Source organism: Bradyrhizobium sp. IC4060 (assembly GCF_020193715.1).
Classification (GTDB): domain Bacteria; phylum Pseudomonadota; class Alphaproteobacteria; order Rhizobiales; family Xanthobacteraceae; genus Bradyrhizobium; species Bradyrhizobium yuanmingense.
The window spans coordinates 700,136-720,806 of record NZ_JADYVJ010000001.1 but is presented as its reverse complement, the minus strand read 5'-3'; the positions used below and the strand labels follow the sequence as shown (position 1 = coordinate 720,806).

The following is a 20,671-nucleotide window of genomic DNA, read 5'->3' as shown; positions in this document are numbered from 1 at the left end:
GAAGAGCGCCTTTCTTAGGCGTTCGAGTATTTCTTCAGCTCGAGCCGCGCGATCTGGTTGCGATGGACCTCATCGGGTCCATCGGCAAGTCGCAGCAAGCGCGCGGTGGCGTAGGCCTGCGTCAGGCCGAAATCGTTCGAGGTGCCGCCGCCGCCATGGGCCTGAATGGCCCAGTCGATGAGCTGACAGGCCATGTTGGGCACGGCGACCTTGATCATTGCGATCTCTGCCTTCGCCACCTTGTTGCCGACCGTGTCCATCGCATGGGCCGCGTTCAGCGTCAGTAGCCGCGCCTGCTCGATCATGATGCGCGCCTCCGCAATGCGCTCCTGCGTCACCGTCTGCTCCGAGACCGGCTTGCCGAACGCGACCCGGCTCCGCACGCGGCGGCACATCTTCTCCAGCGTGCGTTCGGAAAGGCCGATCAGCCGCATGCAATGATGGATGCGGCCGGGCCCGAGACGGCCCTGCGCAATCTCGAAGCCGCGGCCCTCGCCGAGCAGCATGTTCTCCTTGGGCACGCGCACATTGGTGAACACCACTTCGGAGGCGCGGTCGGGCACGCCGTAGAAGCCGAACACGGGCAGGGGACGCTTGACCTCGATGCCCGGCGTGTCCATCGGCACCAGGATCATGGATTGCTGCTTGTGACGGTCGGGATTGTCGGGGTCGGTCTTGCCCATGAAGATGCAGATCTTGCAGCGAGGGTCGGTCGCGTTGGTGGTGTACCATTTGCGCCCGTTGATGACGTAATGGTCGCCGTCCCGTACGATCGAGCTCTCGATGTTGGTCGCATCGGATGATGCGACCGCCGGCTCGGTCATGGCGAAGCAGGAGCGGATTTCGCCCGCGAGCAGCGGCTTCAGCCAGCGTTCCTTGTCCTGCTCGCTGCCGTAACGCTCCAGCACCTCCATGTTGCCGGTGTCGGGCGCCGAGCAGTTGAAGACTTCAGGAGCAAGGTGCGAACGGCCCATCACCTCGCACAGTGGCGCGTATTCGAGATTGGAGAGGCCCGCGCCGTGATCGCTCTCGGGCAGAAACAGATTCCACAGCCCCTCCGCGCGCGCCAGCGGCTTAAGCTCCTCGACGACCGGATAGACCTTCCACGGCCCGAGCTCTTCAGCCTCGCGGTAGAAGCGCTCCTCGTTCGGATAGATGTGCCGGTCCATGAAGCTTTCGAGCCTGCGCTTGAGCTCGACGACTTTCGGCGACATCGGATAGAGCATTTTCTGGTCTCCTTGATCGACGGCGAGCGGGTCACGCGACCCGGTACTCTTTGAACCTATCGCGCAGAGCGGATTTCAGCACCTTGCCGGTGCCGGTCATCGGGAATTCGTCGAGGAATTCGACGGCGTCCGGCAGCCACCAGCTCGCGATCTTCGGACGCATGTGCTCGAGCAGCGCCTTGCCGTCGACGGTCGCGCCCTTCTTGCGGACGACGAGGAGCAGGGGGCGCTCCTGCCATTTCTCGTGGCTGATCGCGACGACGGCCGCTTGCAGCACGTCGGGGTGGGACAGGGCGATGTCCTCGAGCTGGATCGAGGAGATCCACTCGCCGCCGGACTTGATCACGTCCTTGGATCGGTCGGTCAGCGTGACGTGGCCTTGTGGGTCGATCACGGCCATGTCGCCGGTGATCAGCCAGCCGTCGCGGTCGAGGCCTTCGTCCAGCTTCATGTAGCCGGAGGCGACCCAGGGGCCACGGGCGCGCAGATGGCCGACGGTCTTGCCGTCGCGCGGCAGCTCGTTGCCGGCATCATCGACGATGCGCAAGGCGGTGCCGAAGCAGGCGCGGCCGGAGACCTGGCGCCGGTCGAATCTCTCCTTCTCGCTGAGGTGCTCCGAGCCGGGCCGCAGGCCCGGCATCGAGCAGCCCAGCGCCTCGGTCATGCCCCAGGCCTGGATGTAGTCGACATTGTATTCGCGCTTGAGCTTCTCCACCATCGCGCGCGGCGGGGCCGAGCCCGACGACAACGTCGCGCGCAAGGCCGAGAATTTGTTACCGGTCCGCCCGAGCCAATCGAGCAGGATCAGCCAGAAGCTCGGCACGCCCGCCGACAGCGTCACCTTCTCGCCTTCCAGCAATTCATAGAGCTTGTCCGGCTCGTAGTTGCGGCCGGGCAGCACGAGCTTCGATCCCGTATAGGGCGCTGTGAACGGCATGTTCCAGCCATTGCCGTGGAACAGCGGCGCCATCGGCATCATCACCTCGCGCACACCTTCGACATGTCCCGGCAGGAAGTCGAAATTGCAGCAGGTCATGGTCTGCAGGATCGCGGCGCGGTGCGAGTAGATCACGCCCTTTGGATTGCCCGTCGTGCCTGAGGTGTAGCAGATCGTGGAGGCGGACTTCTCGTCGAACTCCGGCCAGGCGAAGCCGGCATCGTTCTCGCGGTCCAGAAGCTCTTCGTAACAATGCACGTTCGCGAGCTTCGTCTCCGGCATCCGCTCGCGCGAGGACATCACGACATAGGCTTCGACCGTCGTTAGCTGCGGCGCGATCGCCTCCACGAGCGGCAGCGTGGCGCGATCGATGAAGAGCAGGCGGTCCCCGGCATGGTTGATGATGTAGATGAGCTGCTCGGGAAACAGCCTGGGATTGACCGTGTGCAGCACGTAGCCCATGCCCGGCGCGGCGTAGAACATCTCGAAATGCCGGTGTGTATTCCAGGCCAGCGTTCCGACGCGATCGCCTTGCTTCATGCCGAGCCGCTTCAGCGCCAGCGCCATGCGCTTGATGCGCGGATGCGCGTCTGAGTAGGTGTAGCGATGGATGTCGCCCTCGATCTCGCGTGCGACGATCTCGGCTTCGCCATGATAATCGGCCGCATACTGGATCAGGCCGCTGATCAGCAGCGGCATGTCCATCATCAATCCCTGCATGGTCTCCCTCCGGATAGCCACGTCGTTGCATGGCGTAGGCTCGTGATTTGCGCTCGAGGTTAGCGGAACGTCACGCAGCGTTCACGCAAAAAACAATCAGCGTGATTGCATGCAGCGCTTTTTCGGCGCTAACGTGCGGTGAGCTGCCGGCGAAGCAGCATGCGCGGGAGGAATCGAATGTCAGCGGAAAGACACAAGACCGATGCAAGCGGCGCTTCTACGGTCGATATTTCCGCCCTCCGTGCCCGTTATCGCGACGAGCGCGACCGCCGTCTGCGCGCCGAGGGCAAGGCGCAGTATGTCGAGGTTGCGGGCGAGTTCGGCCGTTATCTCGACGACCCCTGGGCCGATCCCGGATTTGCGCGCGCGGCCATCAACGAAGCGACCGAAGTGCTCATCGTCGGCGGTGGCTTCGGCGGCCTGCTGTGTGGCGCGCGATTGCGCGAGGCCGGCATTGCGGATTTTCGTATTGTGGAAAAGGCCGCCGACTTCGGCGGCACCTGGTACTGGAATCGTTATCCCGGCGCCGCCTGCGATACCGAGAGCTATATCTACCTGCCGTTGCTGGAAGAGACCGGTTACATGCCCGTGCGCAAATATGCCCGGGCGCCGGAGATCTACGAGCACTCGCGCCGCATCGGCCGTCATTTCGACCTGTACGAGCGCGCGCTGTTTCAGACCGTCATCTCGCGGATGACCTGGCAGGAGCATGAGGCGCGGTGGCTGGTCGAGACCAACAGGGGCGACCAGATCCGCGCGCGCTTCGTCATCCTCGCCGGCGGTCCGCTGAGCCGTCCGAAGCTGCCGGGGATTGCCGGCATCGAGACGTTCAGAGGTCACAGCTTTCATACCAGCCGCTGGGATTACGGCTACACCGGCGGCAACGCGGATGGTGGCCTTACCGGTCTTGCCGGCAAGCGCGTCGGCATCATCGGCACCGGCGCCACCGCCGTGCAATGCGTGCCGCATCTCGGCCGCTCCGCCAAGGAGCTCTATGTGTTCCAGCGCACGCCGTCCGCAATCGGCGTTCGCGACGATCGTCCGACGGACCCGACCTGGGCGCAGAGCCTCAAGCCAGGCTGGCAGCGCGAGCGCATGGACAATTTTACCGCCGTGATTTCAGGCGAGCCGTTCGAGCAGGACCTGGTGCAGGACGGCTGGACCGGCCTGCTCGGCGAAATCCTGCTGGCACCGCGCCGGCAAAAGCAGCCGGTGACCTCGATTGAGGAAGCGCTGAAGGTCATCGAGCAGGCCGACTACCGCAAGATGGAGGAGATCCGCGCGCGCGTCGACACCGTGGTCAAGGACGAGGCGACCGCGGCTGCGCTCAAGCCGTGGTACAAGGCGTTCTGCAAGCGGCCCTGCTTCCACGACGAATATCTGGACACCTTCAACCGTCCCAACGTGCATCTCGTCGATACCGGGGGGAAGGGCGTCGAACGCATCACCGAGAATGCCGTCGTCGCCGGCGGCAAGGCCTACGAGCTTGACTGCCTGATCTATGCCAGCGGCTTCGAGGTCGGCACCGATTACGCGCGCCGAATGGGCTTCGAGGTCTATGGCCGCGACGGCATGAGCCTGTCCGAGCGCTGGCAGGATGGCGTCAAGACGCTGCACGGCTTCTACAGCCGCGGCTTTCCGAACTGCTTCCTGATCGTCACCGTGCAGGCCGGCCAGAGCGCCAATTTTCCGCACATCATCGACGAGCAGTCGCAGCACATCGCCTATGTCATCAAGCAGGCGCGCGAGCGCAACGCACGCACCCTGGAGCCGACGCTTGCGGCCGAGAACGCCTGGGTCGAGGAGGTCGTCAAGGCCGCGCTCGGTCGGCAGACCTATCTGGCCGAATGCACGCCGGGCTACTACAATAACGAAGGCGTGTTCGATCCGATCGCGGCAAGAAACAGCCAATATTGGCGCGGGCCGGTGGCATTCCTGCGGCTGCTCGACAAATGGCGCAAAGAGGGCAACCTGGAAGGCCTCGAATTGTCCTATGATCGGGCCATGGAGTCGGCGCATTCCAGCGGGTAAGATTGCGCCGCCGAGCGGTACAGGACAGGAGAGGTCGGGCATGATCAGGGGCAGGGCTGTTGCGGGAGCGGTTCTTGGCGCAATGACGCTGCTCGGTTGCCTGGCATCCTCCGCCGAGGCCGCGCAATGCGGCAGCTCGCCGGCCGGCTTCGAGGCCTGGAAGCGCGAGTTCAGCGCGGAGGCGCAGGGCAAGGGCATCGGCCCCACCGCGCTGTCGGCGCTGATGCAAACGAACTATGCCAGCGCCACGATCGCGGCCGACCGCGGCCAGCGCAGCTTCTCGCTGACGCTGGACCAGTTCCTGGCCAAGCGCGGCGCCACCACCATCGTCGCCAAGGGCCGGCAGCTCAAGCAGTCGCAGGCCGCTTTGTTCGCCTCGATCGAGCAGCGCTATGGCGTCCCGCCCGGGCCGCTGATCGCGATCTGGGGCATGGAGACCGGCTTCGGCAGCCAGCGCGGCAACCAGAACATGCTGTCGTCGATTGCGACCCTCGCCTATGACTGCCGCCGTCCCGAATTCTTCACCGACCAGCTCTATGCCGCCCTGAAGCTGATCGACCGCGGTACGCTGTCGGGATCGACCCGCGGCTCCATGCATGGCGAGGTCGGCCAGACCCAGTTCATGCCCAAGAGCATTCTGGCCTACGGCACCGGCAATCTCGAAGTTGCGGCCAATGCGCTGAACTCGACCGCGAATTTCCTCAAAGCCCATGGTTGGCGTGCGGGAGCCGGATACCAGCCGGGCGAGCCCAATTTCGCTGCCATCGAGGCTTGGAATGCCGCTGGTGTCTATCAAAAGGCGATCGCGCTGATGGGCCGGCAGATCGACGAGGGCGGGAGTGCCGCGGCCTCACGCTGAGCTCTTGCTCAGCGACGTGTGATGCGACGGCGAGAGAAAGTTGTTGCCTTCTGGAACCGACGGCACGAGGTTTGCTTTGATCAAGTTCAGGGCTGGGCATGAGGAGACTCAACATGGCTACCCAGATCGTGATGGACCAAACTGGCGATACGCGCCACGAGTTTGATCCTGGCAACGCCGAGGCGCTGGCGCGAGCCGAACGGCGCTTTCGTGAGCTGACCGGAGCGGGCTTCACCGCCGCGCTTCGAACCGGACCCGGCGAAGTAACCCGGATCCGATCGTTCGATCCGACCGCGCAGGAAACGCTGTTCTATCCCCGCCTGGTCGGCGGTTGATCTGAGCTGCTCATGATCGCGGCAGTTTGGCTCCGCGCGCCGGCGCGTGCGCGCCTGCATGCGCTGCGTGAACTCTATCGCCGCTTCTTCGGCGAGAACACGCCGGATGCGCGCGGCCGCCGGCTTCTGGCCGAATGGCTGTCACCGGCGCAGCGCGCTCAATTCGAGCAGTTTCGGTATTTCGACGTCGTCGGTTGCGACACCGGCCGGACCTATCGCATCCACTACGGCACAGCCGCCAACGTGCACGAGGTCGATAGTGAGGGGCGCGCGACGATGGGGTGGTGCTTCGTCCCGTCAGGCTTCCTGGTACCGGGTGATGTGATGTTGGCGCAGAAGATCGCGCTCGAGACGGACGAGAGGGGGGCGCTTGCGCTCGCCAACCGGTTTCCGCCGGCGACGCATTCCGAGCACTTCTACCGGCGACCTTTCTAGAGCATGATCCGGAGGAAAAGTGCGGAGCGGTTTTCCAAAAGGATCATGCTCAAACAACAACTAAAGCGCGATGACGATTCATCCTAATCGCATCGCGCTTTAGCGTCAGAACGGTCAGGAATGCGTAGTGCGGTAAGCGTCGAACGCATGCGCCGCGAAGACGCCGATGCTGCACAGCGCGAGCAGGGCTGAGATCAGCTCGATCATAGCTCGTCCTCCCGCAGCGGCTGGGCAACGAGATTCTGGCAGCACGAATATTCGTAGATCAGGTCGAGGATGAACTGCATGGTGGCCGTCCCTGTATTTATTTTGACAACTACTTAAGCGGCCATCTGTTTCAGGCGTGTTTCGTCGCATCGGGAAAGGGGTTTCGTCAGGAACCTTGCGCTGGTTTGTGCGCTGCGGGCCCGCTATATCCCTCATGGCTCAGTCGATTTTGAGCCGTCTCTTCGGGAGCGGCACGTCATTTTGCGAGGCAAAATCATGGCGCAGGTCGAGTGGTTCGACGATCTCACCATCGGAATGCAGTTCAAATCCCCCGAAGTCGTGGTCACCGAGGCCGACATCAAGCGCTTTGCCGCCGAGTTCGATCCGCAGCCGATGCATCTCGACCACGAGGCGGCGAAGCAGACCCTGTTCAAGGGGCTTGCCGCCTCGGGATGGCACACCGCCGCGATCGCCATGAACCTTGCGATCCAGACCCGTCCGTTCGGCCCGCATCCGCTGATCGGCGCCGGTGTGGACGGCCTGCGCTGGACCATGCCGGTGCGGCCCAACGACCGCCTGCATCTGGTCGGCGAGGTCATGAGCCTGACGCCGTCGAAATCGAAGCCGCAAGGCATCGCGCTGGTGAAATGGACCATGTTCAACCAGAACGGCGAGGAGGTTTACACCTTCACTCCGATCGCGATCGTGCCGCGGCGGGGATAGGACGGCCGCCGGCCGTTCGCCTCGCCCTCTTGCGAGCCGCCGGGAGAGGTGGTCATCTCGGCGCGGGGAACGCGCTGGAGGCCGACATGAAACGATCTCTTCTTGCCGCCGGAATTCTCGCTTGCGTCTTGAGCGCAACCGCCTCGAGCTCGAGGCCCGCGCTTGCGCAACAATCCAAGGTCGGCGACTGGACCATCGAGAAGCGGGCGCAGGACACCCATTGCAATGCCAGCCGCGGCTACAAGGACAAGGATGACGAGAACCGCGACTACGTCATCGTGATCACCTATTCCGAGCAGGCGATCGTGATCGTGATGATCTACGACGGTTGGGAATGGGACAAGGCCGGTGAGATCCTCCGGGCCGATGTCGGCACCGACGATGCCGACATCATGAAGAAGGCCAAGTGGGAGGTCATGGACAAGACCACGGTGCGCGGCATCTTCGCATACGACCAGTCGATCATGGACCGCCTCGCGAAGGCCAAGCGCCTCACGCTGGACTTCGAGGACGACGACGATGACAGCATCGAGATGCAGATCCCGCGGGCCGGCGAGGCGCTGGCGGCGCTGAAATTCTGCGAGGAGAACCGGAAATGATGGTCCCGCCGGGGGCGTGCCGCGGCGGGACGCTGTTCACTCGGCAGGCCCCTGGACCGGCGCTGCGCTGATGTCACTGCCGTGATGAACCAGCGGCTTCATGCCCGTGACGGTTCTGAGCAGCACATAGAACACCGGCGTCAGGAATAGGCCGAACACGGTGACGCCGATCATGCCCGAGAACACGGCAACGCCCATGGCGCGCCGCATCTCCGAGCCGGCGCCGGTCGAGAGCACCAGCGGCAGCACGCCCATGATGAACGCCATCGACGTCATCAGGATCGGGCGTAGCCGCAAGCGGCTGGCTTCGATCGCAGCCCGGATCGGCGTGCGCCCGGCGAATTCGAGCTCGCGCGCGAATTCGACGATCAGGATCGCGTTCTTGGCGGAGAGGCCGACCAGCACGATGAGGCCGATCTGGGTGAAGACGTTGTTGTCGCCCTTGGAGATCCAGACGCCGAACATCGCGGCGAGCAAGCCCATCGGCACGATCATGATGATCGACAGCGGCAGGGTCAGGCTCTCATAGAGCGCGGCCAGCACCAGGAACACCAGCAGGATCGCCAGCGGAAACACCCAGATGCCGGAATTGCCGGCGATGAACTCCTGATAGGTCAGGTCGGTCCATTCGAAGGCAAAGCCCGGCGGCAGCACCTCCGCCGCGATCCGCGTCGCCGCTTCCTGCGCCTGGCCCGATGAAAAGCCCGGCGCGGCCGCCGCGTTGATATCGGACGAGAGGAAGCCGTTGTAGCGGATCGCGCGCTCCGGCCCCGCGCTCTGGCGGATATTGAGCAGCGCCGACAATGGCACCATGTCGCCGGACGACGAGCGCACCTTCAACTGCCTGATGTCGTCGGCGCGGGCGCGGAACGGCGCATCGGCCTGGACGCGGACCGAATAGGTGCGGCCGAACTTGTTGAAGTCGTTGACGTAGTAGGAGCCGAGGTAGATCTGCAGCGTGTTGAACACCTCGGTGACGGGCACGCCCAGCTGCAGCGCTTTGGTGCGGTCGATGTCGGCGAACAGCTGGGGCACGTTGACCTGGAAGCTGGAGAACACGCCCGCGATCTCCGGCGCCTTCTGCATCGCCGCCATGAAGGCGGTGGTTGCCTCGTTCAGGGCGTCATAGCCGAGACCGGCGCGGTCCTCGATCTGCAGCTTGAAGCCGCCGATGGTGCCGAGGCCGTTGACCGGCGGCGGCGGGAACATGGCGATGAAGGCTTCCTGGATGCCGGCATATTTCTTGTTCAGCTCGGCCGCGATCGCAGGGCCGCTGAGCGAGGGATCCTTGCGCTCGTCGAACGGCTTCAGCGTCGAGAACACGATGCCGGCATTGGATGAGTTGGTGAAGCCGGAGATCGACAGGCCCGGGAAGGCCACCGAGCTCTCGACACCGGGCTGGGTCAGCGCGATGTCGCTCATCCTGCGGATCACCTCTTCGCTGCGGTCGAGCGTGGCGCCGTCGGGCAGGCGGGCGAAGCCGACCAGATATTGCTTGTCCTGGCCCGGCACGAAGCCGCTCGGCACCTGCTGGAACAGAAATGCGGTGAGTCCGACGAGGACCACATAAAGGCCCATCATCGCGGACTTACGCGAGATCACCTTGCCGACGCTGCCGCTGTAGTTCTCCGAGGACCGCGTGAACGCCTTGTTGAACCCGCGGAAGAACCAGCCGAGGCTCTTCTCCATGATCAGCGTCAGCCAGTCCTTCGGCTCGTTGTGGCCCTTGAGCAGCAGCGCCGACAACGCCGGAGACAGCGTCAGGGAATTGATGGCCGAGATCACCGTCGAGATCGCGATCGTTAGCGCGAACTGCTTGTAGAACTGTCCCGTGAGGCCGGAGATGAAGGCGAGCGGCACGAACACCGCGATCAGCACCAGCGCGATCGCGATGATCGGGCCCGAGACCTCGCGCATGGCCTGATAGGTGGCATCGCGCGGCGACAGCCCGGACTCGATGTTGCGCTCGACGTTCTCGACCACGACGATGGCGTCGTCGACAACGATGCCGATAGCGAGCACCAGGCCGAACAAGGTGAGCGCGTTGATCGAGAAGCCGAACACGTGCATCACGGCGAAGGTGCCGACGATCGACACCGGCACGGCCAGCAGGGGAATGATCGAGGCCCGCCAGGTCTGGAGGAACAGGATCACGACCAGCACGACCAGCGCGATCGCCTCCAAGAGCGTGTGGATCACAGCCTCGATCGAGGAGCGAACGAACTGGGTAGGGTCGTAGACGATCTGGTAGGACACGCCCTCCGGCATGTTCTTCTTGATCTCCGCCATGGTGGCGCGGACATTGTCGGAGATCTGCAGCGCGTTGGAGCCCGGCGCCTGGGAGATCGGGATTGCCACCGCATGCTTGTTGTCGAGCAGCGAGCGCAGGCCGTATTCGGACGCGCCGAGCTCGATGCGCGCGACATCGCGCAGACGGACGACCTCGCCGCGCGTGCCGGTCTTGACCACGATGTCGCCGAACTGCTCCTCGTTGGCGAGGCGGCCTTCGGCATTGACCGAGAGCTGGAGATCGATGCCTTTGACATTCGGAGAGGAGCCGACCACGCCGGCGGCGGCCTCGACGTTTTGCGCCTGGATCGCGCGCACGATGTCGCTCGCGGTCAGGCCGTGCTCGGCCGCCTTCTGCGGATCGACCCAGACCCGCATCGAATAATCGCCGGCGCCATAGAGCTGAACGTCGCCGACGCCGTCGATCCGCGCTAGCCGGTCCTTGACGTTGAGCACGGCATAGTTGCGCAAATACGTCATGTCGTAGCGGCCGTTCGGCGACAACAGATGCACCACCATGGTGAGGTCGGGCGAGGACTTCTTGGTGATGATGCCAAGCTGGCGCACCACGGCCGGCAGGCGCGGCTCGGCCTGCTGCACGCGGTTCTGCACCAGCTGCGTCGCCTTGTCGGGATCGGTGCCGAGCCGGAACGTCACCGTCAGCGTCATCGCGCCGTCGGTGGTCGCCTGGCTCGACATGTAGAGCATGTTCTCGACGCCGTTGATCTGCTCCTCGATCGGGGTCGCCACTGTCTCCGCGATAACCTTGGGGTTGGCGCCGGGATAGGTAGCGCGCACCACGACGGAGGGCGGCACGACGTCGGGATATTCCGAGATCGGCATCGCGAACAGCGAGATCAGGCCGGCAAGGAAGATCAGGACCGACAGCACGCCGGCGAAAATCGGACGATCGATGAAGAACTTTGACAGATTCATGGCCTTGCCCCTGGGCAATATCCTGATGTTCTCCGAGACCTCCACTCGTCATTCCGGGGCGCGCGAAGCGCGAACCCGGAATCCAGAGGTGATGTGTTCGGAGTTTCGTACGCTCGAGATTCTCAGGTGCGCAATTGCGCACCGTAGTTCGCGCGATGCGCGCCCCGAGATGACGGGGTGCATTAACGCTGCACCACGTCCTGGTTGCTGTGGTTCGACGCCTGCTGCGGCCCCCGTGCGCCCATCGCCGCCACCTCCGTCTTGAGGAGGGCTCCCGGACGCACGCGTTGCAGACCATTGACGACGATGCGGTCGCCGGACTTCAGGCCCGAGGTGACGATGCGAAGCCCATCGACGGCGCCGCCGAGCGTGACCGGCCGGTAGACGGCGCGGCTGTCGTCGCCGACTGCCATCACGAACTTCTTGTCCTGGTCGGTGCCGATCGCGCGCTCGTCGATCATCACCAGCGCCTGTTGCTTCGGCTGGCCCATGCGCACGCGCGCGAACTGGCCGGGGATGAGACGCCCATCGTCGTTGCGGAACACCGCGCGGACACGGATGGTGCCGCTCTGGCCGTTGACCTGGTTGTCGATGAGCTGGATGTTGCCCTTCGCGGACAAGCCGCCCGAGGTCGTCATCTCGACCGGGATCTGGTCGAGCTTGCCGCGTTGGCCGGAAGCATCGGCGATCGAGTTCAGCGCGCGCAGCACCACCTCTTCGTCCGCATCGAACGAGGCGTAGATCGGATTGACCGAGACCAGCGAGGTCAACACCGGCGAGGCGGTGCCGGCGGCGACGAGATTGCCGACGGTGACCTCGATCTTGCCGACGCGGCCATCCACGGGCGCGCGCACTTCGGTGTAGTCGAGATTGAGCTTTGCGGTCTGCAGCGTCGCCTCGGCCGCCTTGACGTTGGCGATCGCTTCGCGATTGGCGTTGTCGCGCTGGTCGTAGTCCCGCCGGGTGACCACGGCGTTGCCGACGAGCTGTGCGCCACGCTCGAGCTCGCTTTGGGTGAAGACGACGCGCGCTTTGGCGGCCTCGAGCTGGGCGGCAGCTTTGTCGACCTCGGCCGCATAGGGGGCGGGATCAATCTTGAACAGCACGTCGCCGGCCTTCACCAGCGCGCCCTCGGTGAAGTTCGCCGACATGATCGCACCCGCAACGCGGGGGCGGAGCTCGACACGGTTGATCGCCTCGAGCCGGCCGGAGAAATCGTCCCACAGCACGGTCTGCCGCGGCTCGATCATCGCGACGGTGACGGAAACGGCTTGTTCAGCTGCGGCCGCCGGTGCGGTCGCTTGCGCCGCATGAAAATAGCGGCCGGTCACGATCGAGCCGGCCGCGGCGAGGGCGCCCACGATGGCGACGCCGCCCAGAAGGCGGCGGAAATGGCCGGTGCGGGAGGTATTTTGGGAGGGATGCATTTGCGCGCTCCAGATATGTAGTGTTCACTACAGATGTGGAGCTGGATACCGCAGTGCAAGATACTTATGTACCAATCACTAAGAAAATTGTACGCCGATACCGCGACGATTGGAAGACACAAGAAAAAGAAAGCTAGAACAAATAGATAGGATCCGGCGTTAGGCTGAGACAGCACGCCGAATCCGAGGAGACAGGCACATGGGCATGGGACGCCCCCGCGAATTCGACGCCGAAACGGCGTTGGACCAGGCGATGGAAGTGTTTTGGCGCCATGGCTATGAGGGCGCGACCATTGCCCAGCTCACGGAGGCCATGGGCATCAATCCGCCCAGTCTCTACGCCTGCTTCGGCAACAAGGAAGGCCTGCTGAAGGCTGCGCTCGACCGCTACACCACGCTGCGCAACATCTGGATGGACGAGGTGGTCGCAGCGCCCACCGCTCGCCAGGTGGCGGAGCGGATGCTGATGGGCATTGCCGACAAGCAGACCGATCCCGCCAATCCGCCCGGCTGCCTGCTCGTGCAGGGCGGCATCGCCTGCGGCACCGGCTCAGAAAACGTCCCCTTCGAGCTCGCCGCCCGCCGCGCCCAGAACGAGGACCAGCTCCGCGACCGTTTCGTCCGGGCCAAGGCGGAGGGCGATCTCAAGGAGAGCGCCGATCCGGCCGCGCTCGCGCGCTATGTCTCGGCGGTGGCGGTCGGCATGGGCGTGATGGCGTCTTCAGGCGCCGATCGTGAAGCGCTGCGGCAGGTCGCTGATGTCGCCGTGCAGGCGGTGGAAGCGCAGTCGGCCAGGGGGTAGAGACGAGTGGCCTGCGCTGAACGACGATCTGCCCGCTCGGGAGCGCGATAGATCGCAAGGCCGCTTAGCTCAGGTCGTGAAGGTCCTTTCCAAGCGGCGGTGTCAGACGAAAGTTCGAGAACACGACTTCCAGTCCCGCCCGCTCGGGCGTGCAGGCCATCGGGCCCACAAGATAGGAGCTTGCTGCCGGAAACGGCGCTAGCCGCATGAGAGGCCAGGTCTTGCCATCGGCCGAGACTTGTAGACGAAGGACGCCGTCGGCGACGGTTGCGCGGACCCAGAAGTCTCCGGCATCATGCTCATAGGGTGCCGTTGCCCAGTCCGATCGCCCGTCGGTTAGCACGCTTGCAAGCATGGCGCGGCCGTCCGACAGTTCGATGCCGGCCTTGACCCAATGTCGCGCGTCGATGCGCACCATGATGCCCGCCTGATCGTAGAGCGTCTGGAAGTCGCCCTGTACACGTAAGCTGGCGGTGAATGCCTCGCGGGTTGGAAAGCCCAGGAAATGCCCGCTGTCACGATTAAAGCCGTAGTAGGTTTCGCGCCAGAAATCGGTGCCTTTGTCCGTCACGACCTGGAGGCGATCGTCCTCTGCCGTCCATCGTTTCGGTTCGTTCAACCACACGCCGTCACTTCTGAGGAGAGTCATTTCCAACCTCGATTGCCGATGCCTGCCGTGGCTCGATCCATCTGCCGGACAAGCATGGCCTCGTGCAAACTGCGATCGGGCGCGTGCATAGAGTTCAGCCTCGCGCCATCGACAGTAGTGCCGATGTCGAGGCCGGCTCACGTTTCATAGCAGCCATGGCTTCCGACCGGTTAACGGCGTCGGCGCGAGTTGCGGATTCACGATCGGCGATCATGCAACTTTGCGCCTGTTCTGCCCGACGTGTCAAACGGCCTTCGCCGGCAGGACCCGCACCATGCGGTGCGAAATTCTTCAATGATTCGTACTGTGCATGGGGTTGTTTTCGCATTTTTGTTTGAGCGTGCCCGGAGCCTGATCATCCAGCGCCGCAAACCGTATCGATACGGGAACCCCTAAGAGTTTTTACATACAGTTCTGGCACGTTCCGTGCGTGAATATCCGCAACCTGCATTGTGTCTCATTGCGCGCACGAAAAGATGGGGCCTGCGGGCATCGAGGGGGCGTAAGCCATGACTGCACTTGCTTCGGACGCCGGTCGCGCCAGGAGTGGGATCGTGCCGATCCTGTTGTGCGTCGTGCCGTTCAGCCAGATTCCGCTCGATGCCTATACGCCGGGCCTGCCGCAGATGGTGGTGGATCTCGCAGCTGACGCGGCGTCGATGCAGAACACCGTCACCGCTTACATGCTCGGCATGTCTCTGGCGCTGGTGCCGGTCGGTATCGCCTCGGACACCCTTGGCCGCCGAAACGTGCTGCTCGCGGGGTTGTCGGTCCTGATCGCGATGAGCATCGCCTGTGCGCTGGCCACCAGCGCCTCGCTGCTGCTCGGTTTGCGTTTCCTGCAAGGCATCGGCGGCTGCACTTGTCTCGTCGTCGCCTATGCGGTCGCAGCTGATTGTTTCCGCGGCCGCGAGCTCACCGCGATCTCCGGCCTGTTGGGTGCCGCCTGGGGCCTTGCGCCGGTACTGGCGCCGGCGGCCGGTGGCTTCATCGTCGAGCTGACCTCGTGGCGTGGCGTCTTCGTCGTCATTGCCGTCGCCGCGGCGATCGTCGCCGCGATCGTCGCATTTCTTCTGCCCGAAACATTGCCGGCAGAGCGGCGCGCGCCATTCGATCCGCGCCGCACTGCCGGTATTTTGCGCGATGCGCTGGTCCGCCCGGGCTTCCTCGCCTTCGTGCTGGTGTTTGCCGCGGCGGCCAGCGCGCAGCTGGCGTTCGGCGTCGTCGCGCCGTTCTTCTACCAGACCGGTCTCGGCTATTCGGCGGCCATCTACGGCCTCGTCGCACTCGGGCTTGGCGGGGTCAATCTCGCCGGCGAGCTCGGCTGCGCGCATTTCGCGCGCGTCATGCCGGCGCGCTTGCTGGGCTTCGGCGCCTTCGCGCTGTTCCTCGCCGGCTCTGCGGTCCTGAGCGTAACGGGCATGACCCTAGGTCTGGATTTTACGTCGATCACGATCGGCGGCGCGCTGGTGCTCGGCGGCTGCGGCGTGCTGTGCCCGATGATGTACGGCATGGCGCTTGGCCTGTTCGAACGCGACCATGGCCTGGTTGGCGGCCTCATCAGCGCGCTCTGCTATCTCGCCGTGAGCGGTGCCATGGCGATCACGGCGGTGTTGCCCGAAGCGACACAGGCGCCGATCGGATGGCTTTATCTCGGGCTCTGCGCCATTGCGGGGACGCTGCTCGCGATCTCGCTGCCGTCGGCGCGGCAAGCGACACACAGTTAAATAAGGACCCAAATCATGACCACGGTCGGAATTCGCGGCACGTTCTTCGATTTCGTCGACGATCCCTGGAAGCACGTCGGCAACGAGCCGGCCGCCGCGCGCTTTCACCAGGATGGTCTCATGGTCGTCACTGACGGCGTGATCAAGGCGTTCGGTCCTTATGACAAGATTGCCGCCGCCCATCCGGGCGTCGAGGTCACCCACATCAAGGACCGCATCATCGTTCCCGGCTTCATCGACGGCCACATCCATCTGCCGCAGACGCGCGTGTTAGGGGCCTATGGTGAGCAGCTCCTGCCGTGGCTGCAGAAATGGGTCTACCCGGAAGAGCTCAAATACCGGGATCGCGACTACGCGCGCGAGGGCGTGAAGCGTTTCCTCGATGCGCTGCTCGCCTCAGGCACCACCACCTGCCAGGCCTTCACGAGCTCCTCGCCTGTTTCGACCGAGGAGTTGTTCGAGGAAGCGAGCAGGCGCAACATGCGCGTCATCGCGGGCCTCACCGGGATCGATCGCAACGCGCCGGCCGATTTCATCGATACGCCGGAAAATTTCTATCGCGACAGCAAGCGGCTGATCGCGCAGTACCACAACAAGGGCCGCAATCTCTACGCCATCACGCCGCGCTTCGCCTTTGGTGCCTCGCCGGAATTGCTGAGAGCGTGTCAGCGCCTCAAGCACGAGCATCCGGACTGCTGGGTCAACACCCACATCTCCGAGAACCCGGCCGAATGCAGCGGCGTGCTGGTCGAGCATCCGGATTGCCAGGATTATCTCGGCGTCTACGAGAAGTTCGACCTGGTCGGTCCGAAATTCTCCGGCGGCCACGGCGTCTATCTCTCCAACAACGAGTTCCGCCGCATGTCGAAGAAGGGCGCGGCGGTGGTGTTCTGCCCGTGCTCGAACCTGTTCCTCGGCAGCGGCCTGTTCCGCCTCGGCCGGGCCACCGATCCCGAGCATCGCGTCAAGATGTCGTTCGGCACCGATGTCGGCGGCGGCAACCGCTTCTCGATGATCTCCGTGCTCGACGACGCCTACAAGGTCGGCATGTGCAACAACACGCTGCTCGACGGCAGCATCGATCCCGCGCGCAAGGACCTCGCGGAAGCCGAGCGCAACAAGCTCTCGCCCTATCGCGGTTTCTGGTCGATCACGCTCGGCGGCGCCGAAGGCCTCTACATCGACGACAAGCTCGGCAACTTCGAGCCGGGCAAGGAGGCCGATTTCGTCGCGCTCGATCCGAACGGCGGGCAGGTCGCGCAAGCGTGGCATCAATCGCTGATCGCCGACGGCGCCGGCCCGCGCACGATGGACGAGGCCGCGAGCATGCTGTTCGCCATCATGATGGTCGGCGACGATCGCTGCGTCGACGAGACCTGGGTGATGGGCAAGCGGCTCTACAAGAAAGGCTGAGGCGGACCGCTGCCAATGAGCGCATCTCCTGAAACAACCGGCCAGCCGGTCGCTCTCGTCATTCAGCGCCGCATCGCCGACGACGGCTTTGCTGCGTTCGCCCGGTGGAACGGTGAGGTCGGCGAGGTGCTCAAGGCCTGGCCAGGCTTCCTCAGCCTTGAAGTGGTGCCGCCGCAACCGCCGGCGCATGTGGACTGGGTGACGATCCTGCGTTTCGCGAGCCCCGCTGCGGCACGTGCCTGGCTGCAGAGCGAGGTGCGGGCGAAGATGATCGCGGAGGTGCAGCGCTTCTTCGTCGGTTCGGAGGACGTCCATATCCTGCCTGACACCGGCGTCCCGCGCGACAGCGCGGTCTCGGCGGTCATCTCATTCAAAGTCCCTGATGGGCTCGAGGACGCGTTCCTGAAATGGCAGCAGCGCATCCAGGCGGCGGAGGCCGAGTTCAAGGGATTTCTGCGCCATAAGATCGAGCGGCCGATTCCGGGCCTGCACGACGAATGGATCATCATCCTGTCGTTCGATTCTGATACCAACCTCAATGCGTGGCTCGACTCGCCCTTGCGGCAGACGCTGCTGAAGGAGGGCGCGCGCTTCAATGCCGGAATGCACGTGAGGCGGGCGAGCTACGCCTTCAATTTCTGGTTCCCGGCCGGCAAGACGCAGGCTCCCGAGCAAGGGCCCGGTTTCATCTGGAAGAGCAACCTGATCGTTCTCCTGGTGCTTTATCCCGTGGTCTACCTCTGGGGTACTTTCATCAGCGCGCCCCTGATCGACAGAAACGGCGTGCCGGTCTGGCTGTCGCTGTTCATCGGCAATCTCGTCAGCACGCAGCTGCTCGGCTGGTGGCTGGTGCCCGCCGCCTTCAAGGCGCTCGACTGGTGGGTGACGCCGAAGGCGACGCTCGGTCGCCAGATCGCCGGCTACGTGCTGCTTGCCGTGCTCTATGCCGCGTCGATGGCCCTGTACGCGCTGCTGCTCGCGTGGCATTGGGGACGGTGAGACCGTCAACCGTATCGACGCGGAGAAGGACGGTCGCTGGACATCGACCATGTTCGCCCTGACGTTTCTCGGGACATCAGCGAGCGTTCCCTCGGCGGAGCGCAACCATCCGGCACTCCTTGTGGAAGCCGCAGGCAAGCGCGTCCTGGTCGATTGCGGCGAGGGCACGCAGCGCCAGCTGCTGCGCAGCGGCGCCGGCTTCCGGCGGCTCGACCGCATCCTGCTCACCCACGCCCATCTCGACCACGTGCTCGGCATCCCCGGACTGTTTTCGACGCTCGGCTTGCGGCAGACGTCCGAGACGATGACCGTTCACGGCGGCGCGGGCACGCTCGACCTCGTCACCCGCATGCTCGCCGGCCTGTGGGGCGCGGGCAGGGCGCCGATCGCCGTCCAGTTCGAAGCGCTGACCGAGGGACGAGCTATCGATACCGGTGAATTCGCCGTTGACTGTTTTCCGGTCCGCCACCGCGACACCGACAGCTTCGGCTTCATCTTCCAAAGCCCCGCGCGCCGTCATCTGCGGCCTGATCGCCTCATCGCGCTCGGTGTCCCCGATGGTCCGTTGCGCGGCGAGTTGGCCGCCGGCCGACCGATCGTGGTTGCAAACCGAAGCATCGATCCGGAAGACGTCCTGGGTCCTCCGAGCGGCGGCAGCAAGCTCGTCGTGATCGGCGACACCGAGACCACCGATGGGCTGTCGCGATACGTGGCCGGCGCCGACATGCTGGTGATCGAGGCCACGTTCCTCGATCGCGACGCGCCGACCGCGCGGAATTACGGCCATCTCACTGCGGCAGAAGCGGCCTCTTTTGCGGCCACGAACAAGGTCGGACAGCTTGTGCTGACGCATATGTCAGGGCGCTACGAGGACGCGGAGATTCTCGCCGAGGCGGCAAAAATCTTCCCGAACACCCGGATCGCCGCAGACTTCGACCACATCGTCGTCTGATCAAACCTGCTCTGACCCCCGATCCATCCACCGCAGCGCTTGCCAGCCCAGATGCGAGCGGGTAGAAGGCTGCCACGCCTGAGCCGCGATTGGCGCGATGCGCTTTCCGGCCACAGTCGAACAAATCAGTTATGTCTTTGAATTTGTTCGACTATTCCGTTGGGGAATGGTGTAACGGTAGCACAACAGACTCTGACTCTGTTTGTCTTGGTTCGAATCCAGGTTCCCCAGCCACGCACTCCCACGTACGCTCATCTACGATCTACTACTCCCCGCACCCGGTCGATTCTGCTCACTTTGAGATGACCTCAGCGATCTGTCCGACGTAGCCGGGCTCCGGATGGGGGACAGCCAAGAGCCAAGCGTAAGCCAATCCGAGCCCTCGCGGAGAGGTTCGCTCTACGCACGAATGGCAGCTTTGCCAAACCGGACTAGACATCTGCGCGATGGAGGAGTTGACCGCGAAATCGGTGCGTCCGGGCGTGAACATCATGATCGTGCTTCGTCGCCCGCTCGTGCTGCCTCACATGCTCGGCCTAGCTCGGCGGGAAGAATCGCTCGATCGACGCCGGGGCGCCCGCCGCCTGATAGACACCCCAGTTATGCGCGCCGTCGCGATAGCCCTCGTCGGAAAGATCAAACATTCGCAGCAAGAAACGCAGGCGTATCCGCCGTCGATCCTATAGCGAGTCTTGCCCACCGGCGCGCGGCTAGGGACGGCATCGAGATCCTCGGCCACCAACGGTTCCGGCCGGCTCATCGCGGGCTGAGGTCGAGCGCCGCGCCCTGGCCGAGCTTGGCGCGCCAGCTGAACGGGATCGCGATGATCGCTTCGCGTAGGCAGCTATAAGCTGTCAGACGAGGGCTTCCGATCCGTCTGGACTTGCTTTGATGAGATACTCGCCGCTTTCTCTGAAACTGCGAACTGTTGCAAAGGTATCTTCCATAAACTGCACGTAGGACAGCTTGCCGTTCTCGCCGCGCGCCAGAACCGCGAAGGGTGATGTCACTGTTTTACCCAGAATGTTTGACGTGTAAGTAAAGGAGCCAAAGATCGCGGCGCCGTTCTTATTTTCAAAGCTGTCCTGAATTTGGAAGTCGTCTATCGTCCAATAACGACTGACGTCGATAAAGGTCTGAACCAGTCCCTCGGTGCCTTTGTTTGTTCCGGCCCAAGGCATGATCTGCTTCAGTTCCGCGTGTTCATAGTTGAGCGATACATAGATGAAGTCATCAGTCGTAAATTGTTTGACGAAATCCAGATCGGTCGGATTCGACAAAATCGACCGCAGTACCGCCAAAGGCGATGCCGTCGAGGCGGGTTCGGCTGTAGACGACCTCTGGGCAAGAGCGGGCGCACGAGTGGACATGGTGGGTTCCTCCTTTAGGAAATTCTAGGAATCGA

General features: G+C 63.9%; 18 protein-coding genes and 1 tRNA gene. 13 read left to right on the top strand and 6 right to left on the bottom strand.

Annotation, left to right across the window (positions count from 1 at the left end; all coding sequences use genetic code 11):
* Positions 1–14: 14 nt before the first annotated feature.
* Positions 15–1,226: an acyl-CoA dehydrogenase family protein gene (locus I6F16_RS03550; RefSeq protein WP_225112178.1), complete on the bottom strand. Its 1,212-nt coding sequence runs from the start codon at positions 1,224–1,226 to the stop codon at positions 15–17.
* A gap of 31 nt (positions 1,227–1,257) precedes the next feature.
* Complete coding sequence (locus tag I6F16_RS03545) at positions 1,258–2,883, bottom strand: long-chain fatty acid--CoA ligase (RefSeq protein ID WP_225112179.1); 1,626 nt, start codon at positions 2,881–2,883, stop codon at positions 1,258–1,260.
* 177 nt (positions 2,884–3,060) lie between these two features.
* On the opposite strand from I6F16_RS03545, the gene I6F16_RS03540 reads away from it, so the two are divergent.
* The 6 genes from I6F16_RS03540 to I6F16_RS03515 all read left to right on the top strand — a co-directional run bounded on the left by I6F16_RS03540 (position 3,061) and on the right by I6F16_RS03515 (position 8,072).
* Positions 3,061–4,914, top strand: coding sequence for an NAD(P)/FAD-dependent oxidoreductase (locus I6F16_RS03540; RefSeq protein ID WP_225112180.1), 1,854 nt, complete (start codon positions 3,061–3,063; stop codon positions 4,912–4,914).
* 40 nt (positions 4,915–4,954) lie between these two features.
* Positions 4,955–5,773 (top strand): lytic murein transglycosylase, encoded by an 819-nt coding sequence (locus tag I6F16_RS03535; protein ID WP_036001257.1) that lies wholly within the window; start codon positions 4,955–4,957, stop codon positions 5,771–5,773.
* Between the two features lie 113 nt (positions 5,774–5,886).
* Complete coding sequence (locus tag I6F16_RS03530; protein WP_007592399.1) at positions 5,887–6,108, top strand: hypothetical protein; 222 nt, start codon at positions 5,887–5,889, stop codon at positions 6,106–6,108.
* 12 nt (positions 6,109–6,120) lie between these two features.
* Positions 6,121–6,543: a hypothetical protein gene (locus I6F16_RS03525; RefSeq protein ID WP_036001255.1), complete on the top strand. Its 423-nt coding sequence runs from the start codon at positions 6,121–6,123 to the stop codon at positions 6,541–6,543.
* A 483-nt stretch (positions 6,544–7,026) separates the two neighbouring features.
* Positions 7,027–7,473, top strand: a complete 447-nt coding sequence (locus I6F16_RS03520; RefSeq protein WP_036001252.1) for a MaoC family dehydratase — start codon at positions 7,027–7,029, stop codon at positions 7,471–7,473.
* An 86-nt stretch (positions 7,474–7,559) separates the two neighbouring features.
* On the top strand, positions 7,560–8,072 hold the full coding sequence (locus tag I6F16_RS03515) for a hypothetical protein (protein WP_036001249.1): 513 nt from the start codon (positions 7,560–7,562) through the stop codon (positions 8,070–8,072).
* 36 nt (positions 8,073–8,108) lie between these two features.
* On the opposite strand, the gene I6F16_RS03510 is transcribed toward I6F16_RS03515, so the two are convergent.
* Together I6F16_RS03510 and I6F16_RS03505 are read right to left on the bottom strand one after the other, a co-directional pair.
* Complete coding sequence (locus I6F16_RS03510; RefSeq protein ID WP_036001401.1) at positions 8,109–11,297, bottom strand: multidrug efflux RND transporter permease subunit; 3,189 nt, start codon at positions 11,295–11,297, stop codon at positions 8,109–8,111.
* Positions 11,298–11,479: 182 nt separating this feature from the next.
* Positions 11,480–12,724 (bottom strand): efflux RND transporter periplasmic adaptor subunit, encoded by a 1,245-nt coding sequence (locus tag I6F16_RS03505; protein WP_036001246.1) that lies wholly within the window; start codon positions 12,722–12,724, stop codon positions 11,480–11,482.
* Positions 12,725–12,923: 199 nt separating this feature from the next.
* Between I6F16_RS03505 and I6F16_RS03500 the strand changes: the two genes are divergently transcribed.
* Positions 12,924–13,526: a TetR/AcrR family transcriptional regulator gene (locus tag I6F16_RS03500; RefSeq protein WP_036001244.1), complete on the top strand. Its 603-nt coding sequence runs from the start codon at positions 12,924–12,926 to the stop codon at positions 13,524–13,526.
* A gap of 64 nt (positions 13,527–13,590) precedes the next feature.
* On the opposite strand, the gene I6F16_RS03495 is transcribed toward I6F16_RS03500, so the two are convergent.
* Positions 13,591–14,175 carry a DUF1349 domain-containing protein gene (locus I6F16_RS03495; RefSeq protein WP_225112182.1) on the bottom strand — a complete coding sequence of 195 codons (585 nt, stop codon included), beginning with the start codon at positions 14,173–14,175 and terminating at the stop codon, positions 13,591–13,593.
* A gap of 509 nt (positions 14,176–14,684) precedes the next feature.
* Between I6F16_RS03495 and I6F16_RS03490 the strand changes: the two genes are divergently transcribed.
* The 6 genes from I6F16_RS03490 (at position 14,685) to I6F16_RS03465 (ending at position 19,952) form a co-directional block, all read left to right on the top strand.
* Complete coding sequence (locus I6F16_RS03490) at positions 14,685–15,902, top strand: multidrug effflux MFS transporter (RefSeq protein ID WP_225112183.1); 1,218 nt, start codon at positions 14,685–14,687, stop codon at positions 15,900–15,902.
* A gap of 15 nt (positions 15,903–15,917) precedes the next feature.
* Entirely contained in the window at positions 15,918–17,315 is a 1,398-nt protein-coding gene (gene guaD, locus I6F16_RS03485) for a guanine deaminase (protein WP_036022398.1), read from the top strand.
* 15 nt (positions 17,316–17,330) lie between these two features.
* Entirely contained in the window at positions 17,331–18,314 is a 984-nt protein-coding gene (locus I6F16_RS03480; protein WP_225112184.1) for an antibiotic biosynthesis monooxygenase, read from the top strand.
* A gap of 49 nt (positions 18,315–18,363) precedes the next feature.
* Positions 18,364–19,266, top strand: coding sequence for a ribonuclease Z (gene rnz / locus I6F16_RS03475; protein WP_225112185.1), 903 nt, complete (start codon positions 18,364–18,366; stop codon positions 19,264–19,266).
* Positions 19,267–19,426: 160 nt separating this feature from the next.
* Positions 19,427–19,500 (top strand) — tRNA-Gln (locus I6F16_RS03470).
* A 212-nt stretch (positions 19,501–19,712) separates the two neighbouring features.
* Positions 19,713–19,952, top strand: coding sequence for a hypothetical protein (locus I6F16_RS03465; RefSeq protein WP_225112186.1), 240 nt, complete (start codon positions 19,713–19,715; stop codon positions 19,950–19,952).
* Between the two features lie 168 nt (positions 19,953–20,120).
* On the opposite strand, the gene I6F16_RS03460 is transcribed toward I6F16_RS03465, so the two are convergent.
* Positions 20,121–20,636, bottom strand: coding sequence for a nuclear transport factor 2 family protein (locus I6F16_RS03460; RefSeq protein ID WP_225112187.1), 516 nt, complete (start codon positions 20,634–20,636; stop codon positions 20,121–20,123).
* Positions 20,637–20,671 lie beyond the last annotated feature (35 nt).

Coding starts and splice junctions, on each gene's coding strand:
- I6F16_RS03460 (WP_225112187.1), bottom strand. CDS start 20,636: ATGTCCACTCGTGCGCCCGCTCTTGCCCAGAGGTCGTCTACAGCCGAA.
- I6F16_RS03500 (WP_036001244.1), top strand. CDS start 12,924: ATGGGCATGGGACGCCCCCGCGAATTCGACGCCGAAACGGCGTTGGAC.
- I6F16_RS03520 (WP_036001252.1), top strand. CDS start 7,027: ATGGCGCAGGTCGAGTGGTTCGACGATCTCACCATCGGAATGCAGTTC.
- I6F16_RS03495 (WP_225112182.1), bottom strand. CDS start 14,175: ATGACTCTCCTCAGAAGTGACGGCGTGTGGTTGAACGAACCGAAACGA.
- guaD (WP_036022398.1), top strand. CDS start 15,918: ATGACCACGGTCGGAATTCGCGGCACGTTCTTCGATTTCGTCGACGAT.
- I6F16_RS03505 (WP_036001246.1), bottom strand. CDS start 12,724: ATGCATCCCTCCCAAAATACCTCCCGCACCGGCCATTTCCGCCGCCTT.
- I6F16_RS03480 (WP_225112184.1), top strand. CDS start 17,331: ATGAGCGCATCTCCTGAAACAACCGGCCAGCCGGTCGCTCTCGTCATT.
- I6F16_RS03550 (WP_225112178.1), bottom strand. CDS start 1,226: ATGCTCTATCCGATGTCGCCGAAAGTCGTCGAGCTCAAGCGCAGGCTC.
- I6F16_RS03515 (WP_036001249.1), top strand. CDS start 7,560: ATGAAACGATCTCTTCTTGCCGCCGGAATTCTCGCTTGCGTCTTGAGC.
- I6F16_RS03510 (WP_036001401.1), bottom strand. CDS start 11,297: ATGAATCTGTCAAAGTTCTTCATCGATCGTCCGATTTTCGCCGGCGTG.
- I6F16_RS03465 (WP_225112186.1), top strand. CDS start 19,713: ATGGAGGAGTTGACCGCGAAATCGGTGCGTCCGGGCGTGAACATCATG.
- I6F16_RS03530 (WP_007592399.1), top strand. CDS start 5,887: ATGGCTACCCAGATCGTGATGGACCAAACTGGCGATACGCGCCACGAG.
- I6F16_RS03490 (WP_225112183.1), top strand. CDS start 14,685: ATGACTGCACTTGCTTCGGACGCCGGTCGCGCCAGGAGTGGGATCGTG.
- I6F16_RS03545 (WP_225112179.1), bottom strand. CDS start 2,883: ATGCAGGGATTGATGATGGACATGCCGCTGCTGATCAGCGGCCTGATC.
- I6F16_RS03525 (WP_036001255.1), top strand. CDS start 6,121: ATGATCGCGGCAGTTTGGCTCCGCGCGCCGGCGCGTGCGCGCCTGCAT.
- rnz (WP_225112185.1), top strand. CDS start 18,364: ATGTTCGCCCTGACGTTTCTCGGGACATCAGCGAGCGTTCCCTCGGCG.
- I6F16_RS03535 (WP_036001257.1), top strand. CDS start 4,955: ATGATCAGGGGCAGGGCTGTTGCGGGAGCGGTTCTTGGCGCAATGACG.
- I6F16_RS03540 (WP_225112180.1), top strand. CDS start 3,061: ATGTCAGCGGAAAGACACAAGACCGATGCAAGCGGCGCTTCTACGGTC.